The sequence below is a fragment of the Natronorubrum sp. A-ect3 genome (assembly GCF_041821125.1).
GTDB classification, from domain to species: Archaea; Halobacteriota; Halobacteria; order Halobacteriales; family Natrialbaceae; genus Natronorubrum; species Natronorubrum bangense.
Genome location: NZ_JBGUBB010000006.1, coordinates 134,497 through 154,626, shown reverse-complemented (window position 1 = coordinate 154,626; position 20,130 = coordinate 134,497). Strand labels below are relative to the sequence as shown.

The window sequence follows — 20,130 nt, the reverse complement described above, 5'->3', positions numbered from 1 at the left end:
CAGAAACTCGAACTCAAGGTGCTTGAACAGCGGTACTGTCTCGGTAGCCGCGACATTCAAGAAGTCGTCTACCGAAGCTATGTCTTGCAGGGTTGCGGTTGTGCTGGACACACTTTCCGCACCCTGCTGCTTCGTACGTGACGCTTTCTATGACACGCTCCTATACATGAAACATATGGAAAATCGCTATTAGGAGCAATCGCACTTGGCGTCGGAATTTTTGCACTTGGTATAGTTGGTGTGTTTCTCTTTGACAGTATTGTAATTCCACTGGTGGCTCAGATTATTTCCTTGCTATTTTATCTATTATGGAAGAAGGTATCTGGTGCAAGGGAGTAGAACGAAAATTCTCTGTGATGGTGAGCAATGTGTGTTTGGTCTATACTGAACACCAGTTTCACGGACAACTCTGAATAAAGAAATCGCACTACCAACTACTGTTAGCACGTCCTGAATATTTACCGTAATGCCCACTAAAGGGTATATATGAACATCAATGAAGCAATTGTTGACTGTCTTGTCGCGAACAGTATCGACACGCTGTTTGGCATTCCAGGGAAGCAATCGCTTCCGCTGAACGAGAGTGTCGGTGAACGTGATGATATCGAGTTCGTCATGGCTCGCCACGAGACGGCTGTCTCACATCAGGCCTGGGGGTACGCGGAAACAAGCGGGAAAATGGCCGCAACGGTCGTGATCCCTGGGCCGGGTGATATGAACGCGATGAACGGGTTGAAAAACGCGCTCAACGACTGTACGCCGCTGCTTCACATCGCCGTCGAGACCGAACCCGAAATTCGCGGCGGCGACGGTATTCACGAGACGCCGCCAGACACCTACGACAACGTCGTCAAAGAGAACATCACCGTCGAAACGCCACAGAGTGCGGTCGCCGAACTCCAGCAAGGCATCGACGCTGCATTGACAGCACCGATGGGTCCCGTCCGCATCGGCATCCCGAAGAACTTCCTGAAGATGGACACCGAGGTCGCCGAACCCGGCGAGATTGAACGCCAGACGTTCAGCGACGTTCCAGCGGCAAAAGTCGAACGGGCGGCCGAACTGCTTGCAGGTGCAACTGCGCCGATCATTATCGCCGGTGGTGGCATCCGCGCCTCCGATGCGAGTAACGAACTCCGAGCCGTTGCCGAGCGCCTCGAGGCACCAGTTGTCCTCACGTACAAGGGGAAAGCGGTGTTCCCCGACGATCACGACCTTGCTGGCGGCGTCCTCTGTGGTGGGACTGGCATAGCACAGAAAGAACTCATTGCCGAGTCCGACGCCGCGCTCGGCGTTGGCACCGACTTCGATGCGGTCACCATGCAGAACTGGTCGATCGATGTCCCCGACGAACTCGTTCACGTGACGCTTGACGCCGACGACATCGGAACGGGCTACGATCCAGCAGTTGGTATCGTCGCCGACGCCGCGGCTACGCTCGAGGCACTCGACGGGGCGCTTTCCGACCGCGCTCTCGCCAGCGAGGGTGGCCCACAGCGAGCACGCGAGACGCGCGAGGCAATCGACGACCGACTCGCAGAGTTACGCGAGGTGACGGAAGCGCCGCTGACTTCAGTCAGCGCACTCGAGGCGATTCGCGAGGGCACGCCTCGAGATGCGGTTGTCGCCGTCGACGCCGGCGGCTTCCGCCTCTGGACGCTGCTGACGTTCCCGACGTACGACCCGCGAAACTACGTCAACCCGGGATCGTGGGCGACGATGGGCTCGGGACTCCCCTCCGCGATTGGGGCGAAAAAGGCGAACCCTGATCAGGACGTCGTGGCGCTGACCGGCGACGGCGGCCTGCTGATGTGCATTCACGAGCTCCACACACTCGCGGGCGAAGAGATCGACGTGACGGTGGTCGTATTGAACAACAGCGACTACGCGATCATCAGCGAGGAGGCTGGGCGAAGCTACCGGATGGACCCGGGCGAGTATGGCTGGGAATCCGCGCCGGTGTCGTACACGACGGTTGCCGACGGCCTCGGTATCGACACCTTGCGTGCCGAAACGACCGACGACGTCGTTGCAACGGTTGCCGAAGCTATCGAGAGCGATGGGCCAACACTCGTTGAGATCCCAACCGATCCGTACGAGCCACAGTCGAGCGTTCTGATGAACGAGTGATCGCTGTCGGACTCACTGTGGAAGCCGCCCGGTCAGTGCCTCACTCGCCGGTGCGAACGAGATCGTCGAGCCGAGATTTCGCTCTTGTGCCCGCTCGTAGAGCATATACGCTGCTGCGGTCGTCTCGATCCCCGTGCCGCCGCTGTCGAACACGGTGATTTCATCGTCGCTCGTCCGACCCGGCGCGGTTCCAGCGACGACTTCGCCAAGGTCGCCGTGGATGTGGTCCTCGGTGACGGCGCCGTCCTCGAGCGCCGCGAGGAACGCCCCGGCGTCGAAGGTCGCACGCGCTCGGAGATCCGGAACGTAGGTCGCCCGTTCGACCGTCGTCGTATCGATCTCCCGGCTGCCCTCTTGATACTGGCCCATCGCTGTCACGTGCGTGCCAGGCTCGAGGTCGTCGCCGTCGAAGACGGGCTCGCTCGATTTCGTTGCCGTGATGACGACATCCGCGCCCTCGAGTGCGGATGCGCTCGAGTCCACGGCGTGGACGTCGGCCTCGAGTTGCTCATCGAACTCGTTTGCGAACGTCTCCCGGTTCTCGGGGGTGGGCGAGAAGACGCGGATCGCCTCGAAGTCGCGGACGGTCACGGTCGTGTTGACCTGCCCACGAGCCTGCGAGCCGCTGCCGATGACGGCGAGGGTCGTCGCGTCGTCGCGTGCGAGTTCGTCGACGGCGACGGCACCGGCGGCACCAGTCTTGAACGGATTCATGCTCGCCCCGTCGAGGACGGCGAGCGGTTCACCGCTCTCGGCGTCGAACAGCGGCGTCATGAACCAGGCGTTGCCTGCATCGAAGCCGGCGGTGTACATGTAGCCACCGACCGCGCCAGTTTCCGGGAGCAAGGCGGCGTAGCTCGTGAACAGTCCGTCAGGATCCGACCGGAAGAACTTCTGGCGTGGGTAGGCTGGTGCACCTTCACCGACCTGACGATAGCCGTCCCTGACAGCGTCAACGTACTCAGCAGGTGTCGCAAGGCCGTCGATTTCGTCGCTGGTGAGAAAGAGCGTGTCTGTCATGGCAGGCATTCACACTCGAGATGGAAAAAGACCGCCGCTGTCGTCACTCGAGTTGAGAGAGCGTTGCTCGCCCAAGCTCGCGGCGCAAGCGCCGCGAACGCCAGGGCTTCCACCGCAGGTGGAGTTTGTAAGAGAAATCATCACAGCGCCGTCTGTCTCGAGATGTGTTGTTCGGGAGACTGAACGCGAGACGGGAATCAGGCGCTCACATCCTCAGTGGCTCCGTAGCCACCGTTAATCCGGACGAACAACCCAAACGAGAGCGCAGCGCCGATCAACGCGAACACGGAGAGCATCGCGAAAAACGCCATCAGCTGGAACGAGCCGAGCACGAATCCGCCGAGTGCGATACTGGCCGATCCGAAGCCGAACTCGCCGAGATACGTGTAGCCATAGGAGAGACCACGCGTATCGGCCGGTGTGTGAACAGCGACGGCTTCCTGATAGAACGGTTGGATAGCAAAGAGGAAAAAGCCGATCACACCACAGAGCGCGAGCAGTGGAGCCAGTCCCAGGGACGTAACGGGGACGAACATCAGTGCAAGCACAGCGAGAACGACGAAGATACCCATCAGGCCACGCTCGGCAGCGAGGCGGTTGGTAAGCTTTCCGCCGGCGTACTGACCGGCCATGCCGACCACGAGCAAGCCGACGTAGATGTAGTCTGCCGGTTGGATGCCGTCAAATCCAGCACCGATACTGACCCCATCCATGACGGGCAATCCGTGGAGGATCTCGGGCAGATACGTGAGCATCCCACGGTAGAACAGCCCTTCGAAGGTCACGATAGCGAAGACGACAGCGAACGCACTCGCAAAGAGTGTTCGGGAGTTCGAAACGAGGTCCGCAAGCGACAGCTCTTCGTCCGGTCCCGCATCGACATCGGCTTCGACTGCCGCTGTCGGATCGAAATCCGCTTGCAAGCCGTACAGTGCAGCGAGAATGCCTGGAACGGCGAGCACCGCAGCGACGTACTGCCACTCGAGGAAAATCAAGAGCGTGGCAGCCACGAACGGGCCGAGTGCGATCCCAACGTTCCCCGCGATGCCGTGCCAGGCGAAGACAGTTCCCCGTTCATCGACGCCGGTGCTGATAAGTGCGAGACCGGCAGGATGGTAGATACTCGCTGCAATACCCCAGAGGATGAGTCCAACAGCGATGGCGTAAATCGAGTCAGCGATCGAAGCGAGTGCAAGAATAATGAACGAGCCACTCATCCCGAGGAGACAGAGCAAGATCAGCCGCTTTGTTCCGTATCGGTCGGCGAGGATGCCACCAGGGAGGGCACCGAGACCAAACGGTGCATACCCGAGTGCGACGATGATTCCAAGCAATGCGACAGAGACGTCGAACTCCGCGAGCCAGACGACGAGAAAGATCGGAATCGAGGTTTCGAACCAGTGGACAAGCGAGTGGCCCGCCATCGTGAATCCAGCGATCGACCGGTCGTTCGTGTTGAGCCCCATGTATGCGTACTTGTACCGCAGTAGGTACAGACGGATCGTGAAACCACTTATCTATTCGGATGATAGTCGCTGCCATTAGTTTTCGATCTGCTCGAGGAGACCGCCCCCATCAGCATCGATTTCGAGAGAGGTGACACACTGTTGGACGCCGAGTACCGTCGCTGGAACAGCATCGTAGCCGGCTGAGACAGTAGCATTTTGCTGACCCAGAGACGGCTCCGTCACTCGCAGTCGGCTGAGACACTAGCAGTCGAATGGGGAACGCTTTTGATTGTCATTAGAGAACATCCAACATGAAAATTGCAGTGCTTGGAGCCGGCAGCATGGGCCATGGAATCGCACAGGTGTCCGCGATGGCGGGCCACGATGTCGTGTTGCGAGACATCGAGACTGAGTTCGTCGAGAACGGCCTCGAGGAGATTCACACCACGCTTCAGGGTGGTGTCGACCGGGACAAGGTCACTGCAGCCAAGATGGACGCCGCCCTCGAGCGTATCGATGGGACGACCGATCTCGAGGCGGCCGTCACGGACGCCGACCTCGTCATCGAGGCCGTTCCAGAGGATATGGACCTCAAACAGGACGTGTTCGCGGATGTCGAGGCGACCACGGATGAGGAGACCGTTATCGCCTCGAACACGTCCTCACTGTCTATCACGGAGATGGCCAGCGTCCTCGACCATCCCGAACGCGCCATCGGGTTACACTTTTTCAACCCGCCACATCTCATGGATCTCGTCGAAATCGTCGTCGCCGAACAGACCAATGAGCGAACGGAGACGTTCGCCGTCGACTACGTCCAGGATCTCGAGAAGGCGGACGTGATCGTCCGCGATACAGCCGGCTTTGCGTCCTCACGACTCGGGATTGCCCTCGGCCTCGAGGCGATCCGGATGGTCGATCACGGCGTTGCCAGCCCAGCCGACATCGATACGTCCATGTCGATCGGTTACGCTCACCCGATGGGCCCACTCGAGTTGACCGACCACGTCGGCCTCGACGTACGCCTGCAGATCGCCGAATATCTCCGGGAAGAGCTTGGCGAGCGGTTCAAACCACCTCAATCGTTACGCCGGAAGGTCAGAGCAGGTAAGCTCGGGAAGAAGACCGGCGAGGGCTACTACGTCTGGGAAGACGGCGAACGCGTCGACATGAGCGGCCAGTGGGGTGAAGCCGATGAGTGAGCTCACGGACGAGTACGACCTGCTCACAGTCGAGGTCGGCGAACACGCCGAGTACGTCGCGACGGTCGCCATCGAGCGCCCGGACGCCCGCAACGCACTCAACGATCAGGTTCGGACGGAACTCAAAGACGCCGTCACCGCGGCCGAAGCGGACGACGACGTGCGCGTCCTCGTGCTCACGGGTGGTGAGGGAACCGGTGCGTTTGTGGCTGGTGCTGACGTCACCGAGTTCAAAGACCGCGGCGTGGTTGAACAGCGAAACGCCAGCGAGCGCCCCCGGGTCTACGAAGTCGTCGACAACGCCTCGATCCCAATTATCGCCCGGATCAATGGCCACACGCTGGGTGGTGGTTGCGAGCTCGCGATGGCTTGTGATGTCCGGATCGCCAAAGCAGGGTCGAAACTCGGCCAGCCCGAGATCAGTTTGGGTCTCATCCCCGGTGGCGGCGGGACCCAGCGCCTTCCCCGACTCGTCGGCGAGGGGCAGGCGATGAAACTGATCCTCTCCGGCGAACTCATCGACGCCACAGAAGCCGACGAGATTGGTCTCGTCGACGAGGTCCACGACGAAGACGAACTCGACGCTCGCGTCTATGGCCTCGCCGAATCAATGGCTGCAAAGAGCCCGATCGCTCTCGAGTTCGCCAAGAAGGGCGTGAAAGCAAGTTCTCGGATGGGGCTTGAAGAAGGACTCGAATACGAAGCCGAACTGTTCGTCCAGTTGTTTGCAACTGAGGACAAAGACGAAGGAATTGACGCCTTTCTCGAGAGTCGGAGTCCAGAGTTCACGGGAAGATGAGAGACGTGTTTTGGGTAATTATTATATTTGATAAGGCATTTATTGGCCAGATATATTTGTGCACTACATGGCAAAACTCAGCAAACGGAGCAAAGAGCATCTCGAGTCGGCACTAGAGACGGACGACCCATCCGAGAAAGATTTCCACATTCGACAGGTACTGCAAGCGTGCGGTGTCGACAATCTGCCCGAAGAGTGAACCGCCTCAAGTCACTCGGCCTGCTCCACCTGTAGAACGCAGAACAACCACGAAGAAACCACTCCATGGCGGAGAGCGATCCGACTTGTCACTCTAAATATCTACTGTTACAAGAGTGGTCTCACACCCCTATCGATTTGTTTTTGCCTCCGAGTGTGGGTCGATGGTCAAGAGCGAACAGATCGCGGTGATTTCGCTGTGGAGCTGACTTAAGTATAGAAATAAGCCGAAAACCACCACCAGGGATAGAGGTAAAACAAATCGATAGAGGTGGGTCCGGTGTTTGTGAGATTGATTGATGGAGATGAAAAGAAAGACTGTTGAGTGAGATTTATCGACGATCGTCCCTTGCTCGAGTCACTGCAAAACAAATCGATAAGGGTGTGTTCTATTCTAGTTCTAGACTAGAAAGCTAGAAGAAAGAAGACGTCTAGTCTATCTATCGCTCTCGTCTCCCCATCGCTCCTGAATCGTCCGTTCTCAGGTCCCCCCATCTTTCCCCCGAACAAATCGATAGGGGTGTGAGTGTGTCCGCAAACGCCCTCGAGATCGGGCCTCGAGGTGTCTGGCCTCTGTTCCCATGAAACAAGTCGTTGTGGGTTCTAGGCTCTCTCGAAATAATTGCCTGAGATCTAGTCTTCAGACGCTCTTTCGCCCAATCTCAAATCGATGGGGGAAGCTTTTAGTCTCTTGGTTGAGACCCCAATCATATGCCAAAAGATCCCGATTCTAACACCCCCTCCACACAGACGGGTTCTATTAAGGATCTTATTCTCGAGCAAGAGGAATCCGCGAGTCTTATCCGAAATCGCTCGCTCCTCGAGCCAAATGAGATCGTCGACGAAGATCGGATCGTTGGCCGTGATTTCCAACTCACCGAGATCACCCAGCATCTTCGCGTTGCTATCAACGGCGAACGGCCACCGAATCTCTTTCTCTATGGCCCATCGGGAACGGGAAAGTCGCTGATTATCAACGCTGTCTGCCAGAATATCCTCGAACTCTGTGAGAGCCGGGACATTCGCTTTGGCGTGATTCACATGAACTGCCAGAACGTCGGGACGCTGGGCTCTGCAGTTTATGAACTGGCTCGAAAGGTTTCGAACGACGCTGGCGTCCCTGTCGAAGTCCCGGAACATGGTATTCCGACGAAAAAGAAATGGCGCGAACTGTATCGATTGATCGATGAACACTACGACACTGTCGTGTTCGTTCTCGACGAACTCGATATGCTCGTTGGGCGGCGAGATATTGACGAACCCGCTTTCTCTCGACTACTGTATCAACTCTCACGCGCTGGCAGCTCCGATGAAACAAGAGCGAACGTTTCGGTGACGGCGATCACGAACGATGCAACGATGATGGGAAACGTCGGGAGTCGTGCTGTGAGTTCGTTCACTCCTGAAGACGTTCATTTCAACGACTATGACGCCAACCAGCTCCGTGAAATTCTCTATCACCGAACGGATGCCTTCTACGAAGATGCGCTGAGCGATGACGTGATTCCACTTGCAGCCGCCTTCGCTGCGCAGACACACGGTGATGCACGGAAGGCAATCGATCTCATGCGAACGGCTGGGTCACTTGCAGAGCGCCAAGGGGCCGATCAGGTCTCCGAAAACCACGTCCGAGAGGCACAGGACAAAGTCGAGAAAAACCGTGTCCTCGAGGTCACACGTGGGATCAGCACGCAGAAGAAACTGTGTCTGTTGGCAACTGCGGCGGTAGCCCGTCAGACAGGAACTGGGACGGCAAAAAGCCCCAATGGGTATACGGTCTACCAGTATCTCACCGACACGCTCGATGTTGATCAGTACCATCAGGAGACGTATGTGAATAAAATGAAAGAACTCACGACGTACTCTCTTGTCGAGTCCAAACGGAAAAGTCAAGGCCCACACTCTGGGAGCTATCTCGAGTTTTCGTTCGGAGAGAACCCAGCGACGATTCTCGATACGCTTCGCGAGGACTCGCGGTTCAACGATGTCCATGATCACGAACTCCGTTCGGTGGTCAAAGCCCAACTCCGAAAAGAATCTCAGTGAGTGAGAAAAACAAATCGATAGGGGTGTGAACCTGTCAATTTCGACCATTTTGAACAAATCGATAGGGGTGTGCGGCCGAAACCCGGCGTGGTGAAAACAAATCGATAGGGGTGTGTGCCTGAGATCGCCCGAGCACGAAACAAATCGATAGAGGTGTGCGGACGTGTGACGAGCACCGTCATGACAGCATTTCTCACGTGGTCACTCACTCAATCGTGACCGCAGGGCTTCGACGTTGTTCCACATCTCCAGGGAATCTGCATCAGGATTGTACTGTTCGCAATCGGTGCCCTCGAGGGAGGCGTGGTCACTCGAGTTTTATCCTCGTCCGATATCGATCCGTTCGAACTCTCCTCTGCCGGTTTGTCTGTAACCGTCTGCGAGCGCCGACGACAACAGCGTCCGTTCTGCTTTTCGGAGGTGTTCGTGCAATGTGGCGCGGCTGATCTCCAGTTCCTCAGCGAGTTTCTCGTTCGTGATCTCCCGTGGCCAGTCGTAGTACCCACGCGAAAGCGCTTCGGTGACGACTTCGCGCTGTCGTTCCGTCAGCGACGAGTCAGCAGTCGCCCTGAACTCCTCGAGTTTTCCGAGTGTGACCGTCCCGAACGTACCCAGATCGTCGATGATATTTTTGAGGTCTTCACGCCGGAACACCAGCACGTTGTACTCTCGCTGGCGACCCGAAACCGTGTTTGATCGTCGGAGCGTGCCATGGTTTTGGTAAATCGCCGAGTACGCTCCACAGGAGGGCTTGGTGACAAGCAGATTGTCTTCGTCGAGACGCTTGACGTGGTCGACGTGGTCGGCGGCCTCGAGTTCTGACTGAAAGCTATCGGCATGGGGGCCAGCGCGGAGAACAAAGGTCACGAACCCGTTCTGAATCTCTTCGATTTCGATTGGAATTGGGGTGTCGACGTCGGCCGTGAGTCGTCGGAGGATACATTCGCGGTGTTGGGTGAAGTGGACGGTCGCGATAAACATCTCTGCGTCTGTCTGTGAAAGAGACCCATAGTCAAAAAGATACGCGACACGTCCGGTGTCCGACGAGGTGTCAAGCAAAAACTGGCTCTATTGAATCTCCTGACTGGCGACATATTTCGGGAGCCGTGATGAATACACAGCGCGAATGTTGCACGGGGATCAACTCGATATGCACCGGTAGTGATCGTTCAGTACAGGTGAAGTAGATACTGGAGCAGCTACCCGTCTCACGGATAGGTGTCAGAAACCGACTGCTGTATATAGGAGACTCACATACCAGTACAGGTCGAAATCTATCCGGTTCTTGCCAGAAACCGCGTGCAACATACAGAGGATGGATGCAGCACGACGGCGGCCTTTATTTCACTTTTCTAACTCTGATACACCCGAAATAGAACGTACATGCTGAATGGGCTGTCAGGACAGAGTGGTATCACGCTACACACCGACGAGGGAAAGGCTAAGACGAACGGGATAAACGACCACCACACAAAATTTATATTCCAGAAATATTTTATTTTTATTATGCGTCGCCGTACCCTCCTTACAACGACACCAATCGCAGTAGGTACACTGAGCGCAGGTTGCCTTTCACAGCTGAGAGACTCCTCCGTCCAGCTCGGATTATTTGGCGTCAGTAACGCAGATCCAGAGTCAACACACGTGTTCGATCTCGAAGTCGAGCGTGATGGAGACCTCGTTCATCAGTCCTCGCACGAGCTCGACCCTGCTACCTATTTCGATCCGGGAGTGGCAAAAACGGGATCCGTTGCCGCCTGCGAGTGGGGGGACGAAGCTGGCGAGTATACGGTTCGCGTTCGGATGGATCGAGGTGACGAAGCGGAGCGGTCGGTAACAGAATTCGCGTCCGAAACCGGTGCGGATTGTGTCATCGCCGATGCGGAGTTCCGGAATCACGATATGACCTCAAAGTTTTTCACCGGAAAGTCACTCGAGATCTTCCTCAAAGACTGTGACCGCATGAAGGACCGTTACGACGAAGAGTATCTGTGCTCGTTCGTGAATGGATAATGGGTTGACGTAGCGAATGTACCGGAAGAGGAAACGGCGCTTGTAGGTGGTTTAATCGCCCCTCCAGAAAACTTATTTAAACACCGGCATAGCCTCGGACATGGCAGAGAGAAGGGGTATTTTGCTGGCTGTAATGGGGGGACTGCCTCTCGTATCCGGGTGTGTAGAATTGTTCGAGTCTGAAGAAGCAGCAAGGCTCGTCGTTATCAACCGGACCGAGAATCCAATCGACATCGAAATTTCAGCAGTCGGCCCAGACGGGGAGCAACTTTTCTCGTACGACGACGAACTCGATTATTCAACAGGGTCCCCTGAAATAGCTGAAGAAATTCTAACGGGACGGAACGGCGACGAAGTTTCGGCCGAGGTCTATTTATCGGATTCCGGGGAAGGCTTCGAGGAGACGTTCACGATGCAGTGCGTTGGTGCAACCAATCCCGATGGAAGCGAACAACAGGATGCGTTTTATATTGAAATCTACAATACTGACGACGTAGCGTTCATCGGTACTGACGACGTGGAGTTTCACCAGAACGAGTGTTGAGCCAGCGGTCCGTTCGTGGGTCTGACCAATGGTTGCTCCGTTACTTACTCGCCCTGTACTTACCGATCACTACCCACGTCGATCGACACTCAGCCGGTGCCACATTCGCGCCCTGTATCTTGCACGCCGCTAAGAGCATCATCGCTATTTGGTAGATAGCCTGGCGGTCAGTTCGCATGTGTAGTGAACGGATGGTTCACTGATTTTGACGTGGAACAAATGAAGTCGTCGTGCTGCACGAATCCTCTGTGTTCATCAGGCGGTTCCTTGCAGTTTCAGACGGCCTCAGTAGACTTGAACAATCATTATATATAAATGACCAACAGCTGTTGGGACAACGCTTACTCCCCAACAAGCAGATTCATACCGTACACGGTATCACATGACATACAATCTCGGCGTCGACGTTGGCGGGACGTTCACCGACGTCATCGTTTTCGACGAATCGACGCACGAACTCACAATCGACAAGGTTCTCTCGACACCAGCGAACCCCTCTGAGGGTGTTATTCACGGTGTCAAAGAGGCGACAGCGAAAGCTGGAACAGCTGTCAGCGAACTCGAGTTGCTGTTTCACGGCACGACAGTCGTGACGAACATGCTCTTAGAGGAGACGGGTTCACGAGTTGGACTCATCACGACGGCGGGCCACGAAGACGTCTTGCACCTCGCGCGGGCGTGGACACCCGGCCCGTTGTATGGCTGGATGGACATGGAGAAGCCGGACCCGCTTGCCGACCTGGCCGACACGCGTGGTGTCGGTGGAACGATCAGCTCGCCAGCAGGTGAGGAGACGGAACCGCTCGATGAGCCGGCGGTACGAGAAGCCGTTCAGGAACTCGAGGCCGCCGGCGTCGAGGCACTGACCGTCGCGCTGTTGAACTCCTATCTCAATCCCGCACACGAAGAGCGCGTCCGCGAGATCGTTGCCGAGGAAGCGCCAGAGCTGCCAGTCTCGATCTCTTCCGAGATCGTCCCCGAGTACGGTGAGTACGAACGGACGCTGACGACTGCTATCAACGACTATGCACGGCCGACAGTGATTTCGTATCTCGAGGATCTCGACGAGTCACTTGGGGAAGCCGGATCGACGGCGACGATGAACGTCGTCCGGTCGGATGGCGGGTTGATGAGTTCGCAGGCTGCCAAGGAACGACCCGTCGAACTCGCGCTCTCGGGGCCAAGCGGTGGCGTCGTCGGCGCGGCGACCATCGCCGAAAAGAAGGGTGTCCCGGACGTGCTGACACTGGATATGGGTGGGACTTCGACTGACGTCTCTCTTGTCGAGGGTGGGGTAGCTGAGACGACACGCCAGACGAAAGTCGGTTATCGGGAGTTCAAATCCCGGTCAGTCGACGTGAACACGGTCGGGGCCGGTGGGGGTTCGATCGCGCGCGTCCAGCTAAACGGCTCGCTGCAGGTGGGTCCCGAAAGCGCCGGTGCGGACCCTGGACCGGCGTGTTATGGACTGGGTGGCGAGGAGCCAACCGTCACGGACGCGAACGTCGTTCTGGGCCGAATTCCGCCGTCGGTCCAACTCGGCGGACGGATGGATCTGGATCGGGACGCCGCTCGAGACGCCGTCGCGACGATCGCTGATGAACGTGACAGCACGATCGAGGAGGCTGCACAGGCCATCCTCGACATCGTCAACGAGAACATGCACGGCGCGCTCCGCGTCGTGAGCGTCGAACGCGGCTACGATCCTCGTGAGTTCGGACTCGTCGCCTTCGGCGGGGCTGGTCCCATGCACGCCAACGCGCTCGCGGACGTGATGGACGCCTACCCACTGGTGATCCCGCCAGGACCAGGCGTTATGTCCGCCTTTGGCTTTCTCACATCTGACATCCAAAACGAGTTCTCGGAAACGTATCTCGAGACGGACGAGGATGTCGATGGCGAGGATGTCTACGAGGAACTGCGGGCGATTGAGGACGAAGCGAGCGACTGGCTCGCCTCCGAAGGTGTCGACGAGGCCGATCAGGCGTTCGAGTACGTTGCCGAGTGCCGGTACTTCCGGCAGGATATCCAGATGTCGATCCCGGTGACACTCGAGAATCTCCGTGGTGAGGCCGGGCTTGCAGAGATCAAAGGCGATTTCGAAGCCCGCCACGACCGCCAGTTTGGGTTCTCACTCGACGCACCACTCGAGATCGCCAACCTTCGTGTCATCGGCAAAGGGACGCTTCAGGGCGTTACCATCGAGGAACAGGAACTGACTACTGTCGATCCAAGTGACGCAGAAATCGACACCAGCGACGTGTATTTCGGAGAGACATACCACGAGACACCGATCTACGACCGGGCTGAACTCCGGCCGGGCAACGAACTCGAGGGGCCGGCTATCGTTACGGACGACGACTCGACGGTCGTCATCCAACCGGACCACACCGCGACTATCGACCGCTATGCAAACATCGAAATCATCCGAGGTGAGGACCAATGAGCGACACACCACCTGCGTTCGTCGGCGACCACGACATCGATCAGACAACACTCGACATCATCGAGAGCACGCTCTCGAACACCCGCTACGAGATGGATCGGGTCGTCGAGACGACGGCGATCAGCCCCGTCATCCGCGAACAGTCCGACCAGTTCCCGCTCATCGCAGACGCCGCGGGACGGATGGTCATGGGCCAGTTCGGCTCGGCGATCGATACGATCCTCGAGAACTCGCCGTTCGAGCGTGAGGACCTCGAGGATGGCGACGTGATCGCAACCAACGACCCCTACATGTGTGCCGGCGCGGTCTCGCACACGCCGGACATGCTCCTGTTGCGCCCAATTTTCTACGAGGACGACCTCGTTGGCTTTTCGAGCCAGTGGGGGAACCTGATGGACGTCGGTGGGAAGACCCCCGGCAGTATGCCTGTCCAGGCACGAACCATCTTCGAGGAGGGGATGCGACTGCCGCCAGTCAAACTCTACAAACGCGGTGAGATCGACAGCGAACTCCTCGAGACGTTCGCCCACAACACTCGCCTCCCCGACCACGCCGAAGCCGACATCAAAGCGCTGGCAGCGGGGACGAAAGCCGCCGAAACCCGCGTCCACGAACTCTGTGACCGCTTCGGCAAGGAGACGTACGTCGAGGCCTGTGACGCCATCCTCGATCGCACTCGCGATGGGATGATCGATCTCATCCACGAGTTCATCCCGGAGGGCGAACGCTACACGTTCGAGGATTACGTCGACGACGATGGGATGGGCAACGGCCCGATCAAACTCCACCTCGAGATCTACCGAGAGGGTGACACCGTCTATCTCGACTGGACCGGCACGGACGATCAGGTGCCCGGAACGGTGAACTTCCTGTTGAACGAGAAGATGTTCAAGATGTTCACCGGCGTCTTCCTCATCATGGCGTTCGATCCGTTGCTCTCGTTTAACGACGGCTACTACGACCTCTTCGAGGTGACGCTGCCGAAAGGGTCCGTCGTGCAACCGGAGTTCCCGGCCCCGCTCGGGAACCGCCTGCCGATGATGGCCCGACAGTTCGACGTGCTGCAGGCGACGTTCTCGAAGCTCATCGACGGCTTCTCCGTAGCTGGCAGCTACGGCACGTCGCCGAACCTCGTCTACGCGGGGACGGACTCGGAAGGGAACGACTTCCAGATGCTCGAGATCCTCTACGGCGGGATTCCGGCCCGACCGGGCGGCGACGGCCTCGACGGCCACTCGTGGTGGCCGCTGTTTCGCACCGTGCCCGCGGAGTACCAGGAAGCGTACTACCCGCTTTCGATCGACGAGTACAGTACTCGCGTCGACACCGGTGGTGCCGGCGAGTTCCGTGGCGGCCACGGCATCACGAAAGTCTACACCTTCGAAGAAGACGGCGCGATCACTTTCCAAGACGACCGCGCCCACACCTACCCGTGGGGTGTCGACGGCGGCTCCCACGCCCAGACCAGCGAGAAGATACTACTCCGCACTGACGGCACCGAAGAAGAACTGCCGTCGAAAGTCGAAAACGTCGCCGTAGAGGCTGGCGATAAACTCGTCTTTTCGACCGCCGGTGGTGGCGGCCTTGGCGACCCACTCGAGCGCGAGCCTACGGTCGTCGCTGCGGAGATCGAGCGCGGACTGATCTCAGAATCCGCTGCTCACGAGGAGTACGGCGTTGTTCTCGCTGACGATGGCACCGTCGACGACGCCGCAACCAGCGAGCGACGCGAGGAGCTTCGATCGACTCGCGACGAACCCGCCGCGTTCGATTACGGCCCACTTCCCGACGACGAGACGCTTGCAGCACATATCGCTGACGAGCGTCAAGCGTTCAACGATCGGCACAACTGACCGACACCCGATCCCCTCTTTGACACCCAATTCACAATGGACCCACCACACGACACCCACTACGACGAGGACGACTTCGGCGCGAGTGTCGGCCTCGGCGAACAGCCAGCACTGCTCGTCATCGACCTGATAAACGCCTTCACGGACCCCGAAACGAGCCTCGGCTCGGATGTCTCCGGCGTCCTCGAGGAGACCGAGCGGCTGCTCGCGGCCTTCCGCGAACACGACCTGCCGCGGTACTTCACGACCGTTGCGTTCGAAGAGTCCTATGGCGATGCCGGCCGATTCATCGAGAAGGTGCCCGCACTCCGGGAGCTCCGACTCGGAACCGAAGCCGTCGAAGTCGACGACCAGATCGAACCCGTCGGCGACGAGCGCGTCATCCTGAAAAAGTACGCGAGTGCTTTCTTCGGAACCGACCTCGAGACGGAGCTGACGACCCAGCGTGTCGACACGCTCGTGCTCGCCGGCGTCACCACGAGCGGCTGTATCCGCGCGACGGCCGTCGACAGCCTCCAGCATGGCTATCGCACCATCGTCCCGGAAGACGCGGTCGGCGACCGTGCCGAGGGGCCACACCGCGCGAATCTCTTCGACATCGACGCGAAATACGGCGACGTTGTCACGACCGACGACGTCATCGACCACCTCTATGAGAATGACTAACGAACCCATCGACAGACGAACCGAATCGACACCTGCTTGCCCGCGACTGGCCTGTGGTCGACCATGACCAACTACGGAGCGACACTCCGAGAGCGCCTCGAGCAAGATGAGCTGCTGGCCTGTCCCGGCGTTCACGACCCACTCACGGCTGCCGTCGCCGACAGCGTCGGCTTCGATGCAATCTACATGACCGGCTACGGGACCTCGCTCTCGAAAACCGGCTACCCCGATGCCGGCTTCATCACGATGCCGGAGATGATCGAAAACGCCGGCAACATCCAAGAGCGGATCGACGTCCCACTCATTGCGGATTCGGACAACGGGTACGGCAACGCGACGAACGTCGTCCGAACCGTTCGAGAGTACATCAAAGCCGGCGTCGCCGCCATCCACATCGAAGACCAGACGTTCCCGAAACGCTGTGGCCACACGAAGGGCCGACAGGTCATCCCCCGTGAGGAAGCTGTTGGCAAGATCAAAGCCGCTGCCGACGTGCGTGACGAGCGCAACCCCGACTTCACCCTCATCGCTCGTACCGACGCCCGCGGGACTGGCGACGGCTCGCTCGAGGAGGCGATCGGTCGCGTCAACGCGTTCCTCGAGGCTGGCGCTGACATCGCCTTTGTCGAGGGGCCGACCGATGAAGCGGAACTCGAGCGTATCGGTCGGGAGGTTGACGGGCCACTTGTCTACAACTTCGTCGGCGATCTCGGCTCCTCGCCGTACGTCGACCTCTCGTCGCTCGAGGAGTGGGGTTTCGACCTCGTGTTGTTCCCGATCGCCGCAACGCTGTCGACGATCGCGAACGTCTACGCTGACTTCAGTGCGTTCGCTGACGATCCCGTCGCGGCAATGCGAGATATCGACGACACGTTCAACGACCAGCCCGTTGGCAGCCTCCACGAGTTCTCGGGATTTCCCGAGGTCGTCGAGTGGGAACGCCAGTATCTCCCGGCGGACGAGCAGGCCAAGTATGAGGGCTCGCTCGGCGACGACCCCGAAACGGAATAACGCGATCCCGACCGCAACCGGGGTCGTCCTCGAAACGTGTTGTGTTTTGGGTGACTGAATGAAGCCGTCGATTTTCTGAACCGCGTTGTTCCGTCACTTGGGGAGAATCAGTGTGACGACGCTGCCTCGAGGCTCAGCGTCTGTGAATTTGATCGTCCCGCCTGCTCGGGTCACGACGCGCTTGACCAGCCACAGCCCCATTCCGTTGCTGTGCAGTAGCGGCTCGATCTCGGCGTTCTCAGCGATTACGGCCCGTTCTTCGAGGGGAATTCCCGGACCGTTGTCGGAGATGCTGAGTCTGATCACCTCCGCAGTCACGTCGGCAGTAATCGTGACCTCGGGTCGATCCTGATCGGTGTGTTCGAGTGCGTTCTCGACGAGTTCGGAAACGGCTCGCTCGAGTTCCGGGATCGTCGTCAGATCGATCGCCGGAACGTCAACCGTTATCTCAGCATTCGGATGCTCCGTTTCAACGTTTGCGGCCACCTGTTCGGTCAGCTCACCAAGTGACAACATCGTCGGTGAGGATGGGTTTGATAACATTTCGACGATTTCCCGTTCTTTGTCTGCTTGGGAGAGGATCTGATCGGCGGCTGTTTCGATGGACGTGGCTAACGCTGCAATATCGCTTGATGCTTGCTCGTTGATCAGCTCTGCCGAACCCAGAATAACGTTCAGTTCGTTTTTGAGGGTGTGGCGCAACATCCGATCGAGCGACGCGAGCTGGTTTTCTCGTTCGATCCGCTCGGTGATATCGTGCATCGTTACCACCACTGCACGAACGTCGTTTGAGTCGTCCTTGAGTGGATAGTATCGGATCTCGAACGTCCGGTTCGGTTTCTCTGATCGCGTCCGGGTCGTTCGGTAGCGGAACGTCTGGCCAGCAAACACCTGCTCGATATAGGGCTTGACCCGCTCGAACGTCTCGGTACCGATCCCATCGGCTAAGGGCATTCCCGTTACGCTATCTGCATCGAGATCGTGAAACTCCTGGTAGGCGTAGTTGGCAAAGAGATAGCGGTACTCGTCGTCGATGGCAGCGATCAACTCGTTTGAACCTTCAATCGCGCGTTCGTACTGGTGGAGTTGTGCTTCGCGTTCTTTCTGTTCTGTCACATCCGTCTGAATGGCGATGTACGAGTCGATCTCACCGTCGTCGGTCAGTGGCGCAATCGTCTGGTGTGCGTGATACAACTCTCCAGAGTGGCGTTTGTCACAGATCTCTTCTTCCCAGACATCTCCCGCCGAAAGCGTTGTCCATAGCTCCTCGTAGTAATCTTCGGACATCTCGCCCGACTTGAGAATCTGCGGTGTTCGACCAACGGCCGCTTTGCTTTCGTATCCAGTAATGCGTTCGAACGCTGGATTGACGTATGTGATGGTCCCGTCTGGATCGGTCATGTAGATGGCGTGTCCCGCGGCCTCGACCGCCTGTCGGAACTGCCGCAACATCTGCTCGTACTCCTTGTGTTCGGTGATATCTTCTTGAAACCCGACGTAGTGGGTTACGGCTCCGTTTTGGTTGATCGGGGCGATCGTCACACGATTCCAGAACTGGGTTCCGTCCTTGCGGTAGTTGCGTACTTCGACGGTGACCGACTCCTCGGCGTCGATCGCCTCGCGCATTTCTCTGACTGGTTCCGAGTCAGTCTCGTCGCCCTGGAGTAACCGACAGTTCCGACCAAGCACCTCGGCTTCCGAATAACCCGTCACCTGCTGGAACTCCTCGTTGACATAGATCATCGGATTGTCTGGCTGACTCACGTCGGCGATCGTAATGCCGACGGGGGCTTCGTCCATTGCTCGAGTTTTGAGCGTGAGGTTGCGCTCTCGTTCCAGCCGATCACTAATATCGCGGATAACGAGGACGACTGCTGGTGTCTCTGACCAGGTGTGCTGTGTGATCGTGACCTCGACAGGCAGACGTGTTCCATCGCTTCGGCTCAGTTGTGTTTCGGCATGATCGAGTGATTGTCCACCCTGTTGGATGTCATTGAGCCGATCTGCGAGAGATGGTGTCATCTCGAGCGAAAGCATCTCGTCTACGGGCTTGCCGATGATGGTTGTCCGATCTTCGACACCGAAGAGCTCAGCTCCGGTTTTATTGATGTAATCGAAGTCCCCATCACGAGCAACAGCAATCATGTCATCGGCAGCGTCGAGCAGTGTTCGTGTGCGTGCTTCAGTCTTGACGTGTTTGTTCTGGTCGTGGTAGTACGCAACGGCAGCCTCTATGCGGGTGGCGAGTTGTTCCCACTGGTCGTTCTGGGGGTCTTTGATGAGATACTCGGTGACGTTGGCGGAGATGGCACGACTGGCCACTGCTTCGCTTCCATCGCTCGTCAGGAGAATGAACGGGAGGGTGGGAGACTGTGCCCGGACGACCTCGAGAAACGTGACTCCGTCAATATCGGGAAGATTGTGATCGCTAACGATACAGTCGATTTCGTCTTTGGCGACGAGTGTGTCGGTCGCCTCCTCGACTGTCTTAGCGGTCGAGATATGAAGATCTGCAACTGCAGAGAGATGGCGCTTACAGGCAGCAGCGAATTCTTGGTTTCCCGTGACCACGAGTACGCTGCTGTGCTTGTCTGTTCGATCAGCAGTCATTCGCTCAAGATTGGTCTGGATGATGATATACTTTCGTGACGTGGCATTCTCGGGGAATGGTGCTGTTATTTTCGAGTGGCCTAACTGTTGCTATGGCGTTCTCTCGAAGGGAGATGTGGCTAAGCGAGCGACACGTTATTCATT

The 20,130-nt window shown here is 57.9% G+C and carries 15 protein-coding genes and 1 pseudogene; 11 read left to right on the top strand and 5 right to left on the bottom strand.

Annotated elements, in window-relative coordinates:
- Positions 1-111, bottom strand: a pseudogene (locus tag ACERJA_RS16540) (IS5/IS1182 family transposase); the annotation flags it as partial.
- A 375-nt stretch (positions 112-486) separates the two neighbouring features.
- Between ACERJA_RS16540 and ACERJA_RS16535 the strand changes: the two are divergent.
- Positions 487-2,130, top strand: a complete 1,644-nt coding sequence (locus ACERJA_RS16535) for a thiamine pyrophosphate-binding protein (protein WP_373609367.1) — start codon at positions 487-489, stop codon at positions 2,128-2,130.
- Positions 2,131-2,142: 12 nt separating this feature from the next.
- Here the strand turns inward: ACERJA_RS16535 and ACERJA_RS16530 are convergent, their stop codons facing one another.
- Both ACERJA_RS16530 and ACERJA_RS16525 read right to left on the bottom strand, forming a co-directional pair.
- Positions 2,143-3,150, bottom strand: a complete 1,008-nt coding sequence (locus tag ACERJA_RS16530; RefSeq protein WP_373609366.1) for an ornithine cyclodeaminase family protein — start codon at positions 3,148-3,150, stop codon at positions 2,143-2,145.
- 197 nt (positions 3,151-3,347) lie between these two features.
- Positions 3,348-4,616: an MFS transporter gene (locus ACERJA_RS16525; RefSeq protein ID WP_373609365.1), complete on the bottom strand. Its 1,269-nt coding sequence runs from the start codon at positions 4,614-4,616 to the stop codon at positions 3,348-3,350.
- A 293-nt stretch (positions 4,617-4,909) separates the two neighbouring features.
- Between ACERJA_RS16525 and ACERJA_RS16520 the strand changes: the two genes are divergently transcribed.
- The 4 genes from ACERJA_RS16520 (at position 4,910) to ACERJA_RS16505 (ending at position 8,843) form a co-directional block, all read left to right on the top strand.
- Positions 4,910-5,800 carry a 3-hydroxyacyl-CoA dehydrogenase family protein gene (locus ACERJA_RS16520; protein ID WP_373609364.1) on the top strand — a complete coding sequence of 297 codons (891 nt, stop codon included), beginning with the start codon at positions 4,910-4,912 and terminating at the stop codon, positions 5,798-5,800.
- A complete protein-coding gene (locus ACERJA_RS16515; RefSeq protein ID WP_373609363.1) occupies positions 5,793-6,599 on the top strand; it encodes an enoyl-CoA hydratase/isomerase family protein in 807 nt (268 codons plus the stop codon). Before ACERJA_RS16520 ends, ACERJA_RS16515 begins: the two co-directional genes overlap by 8 nt.
- A gap of 67 nt (positions 6,600-6,666) precedes the next feature.
- Complete coding sequence (locus tag ACERJA_RS16510) at positions 6,667-6,798, top strand: hypothetical protein (RefSeq protein WP_373609362.1); 132 nt, start codon at positions 6,667-6,669, stop codon at positions 6,796-6,798.
- A gap of 710 nt (positions 6,799-7,508) precedes the next feature.
- Entirely contained in the window at positions 7,509-8,843 is a 1,335-nt protein-coding gene (locus tag ACERJA_RS16505) for an orc1/cdc6 family replication initiation protein (RefSeq protein ID WP_373609361.1), read from the top strand.
- A gap of 318 nt (positions 8,844-9,161) precedes the next feature.
- On the opposite strand, the gene ACERJA_RS16500 is transcribed toward ACERJA_RS16505, so the two are convergent.
- Positions 9,162-9,824 (bottom strand): helix-turn-helix domain-containing protein, encoded by a 663-nt coding sequence (locus ACERJA_RS16500; protein ID WP_373609359.1) that lies wholly within the window; start codon positions 9,822-9,824, stop codon positions 9,162-9,164.
- 402 nt (positions 9,825-10,226) lie between these two features.
- Between ACERJA_RS16500 and ACERJA_RS16495 the strand changes: the two genes are divergently transcribed.
- The 6 genes from ACERJA_RS16495 to ACERJA_RS16470 all read left to right on the top strand — a co-directional run bounded on the left by ACERJA_RS16495 (position 10,227) and on the right by ACERJA_RS16470 (position 17,376).
- Positions 10,227-10,856: a hypothetical protein gene (locus tag ACERJA_RS16495; RefSeq protein ID WP_373609358.1), complete on the top strand. Its 630-nt coding sequence runs from the start codon at positions 10,227-10,229 to the stop codon at positions 10,854-10,856.
- Between the two features lie 100 nt (positions 10,857-10,956).
- On the top strand, positions 10,957-11,400 hold the full coding sequence (locus ACERJA_RS16490; RefSeq protein WP_373609357.1) for a hypothetical protein: 444 nt from the start codon (positions 10,957-10,959) through the stop codon (positions 11,398-11,400).
- A gap of 382 nt (positions 11,401-11,782) precedes the next feature.
- Positions 11,783-13,846: a hydantoinase/oxoprolinase family protein gene (locus ACERJA_RS16485; RefSeq protein WP_373609356.1), complete on the top strand. Its 2,064-nt coding sequence runs from the start codon at positions 11,783-11,785 to the stop codon at positions 13,844-13,846.
- Positions 13,843-15,699, top strand: coding sequence for a hydantoinase B/oxoprolinase family protein (locus ACERJA_RS16480; RefSeq protein WP_373609354.1), 1,857 nt, complete (start codon positions 13,843-13,845; stop codon positions 15,697-15,699). Before ACERJA_RS16485 ends, ACERJA_RS16480 begins: the two co-directional genes overlap by 4 nt.
- A 36-nt stretch (positions 15,700-15,735) precedes the next feature.
- Complete coding sequence (locus ACERJA_RS16475; RefSeq protein WP_373609353.1) at positions 15,736-16,365, top strand: isochorismatase family protein; 630 nt, start codon at positions 15,736-15,738, stop codon at positions 16,363-16,365.
- 63 nt (positions 16,366-16,428) lie between these two features.
- On the top strand, positions 16,429-17,376 hold the full coding sequence (locus ACERJA_RS16470; RefSeq protein ID WP_373609351.1) for an oxaloacetate decarboxylase: 948 nt from the start codon (positions 16,429-16,431) through the stop codon (positions 17,374-17,376).
- Between the two features lie 93 nt (positions 17,377-17,469).
- Here the strand turns inward: ACERJA_RS16470 and ACERJA_RS16465 are convergent, their stop codons facing one another.
- Positions 17,470-19,986, bottom strand: a complete 2,517-nt coding sequence (locus ACERJA_RS16465; protein WP_373609350.1) for a PAS domain S-box protein — start codon at positions 19,984-19,986, stop codon at positions 17,470-17,472.
- Positions 19,987-20,130 lie beyond the last annotated feature (144 nt).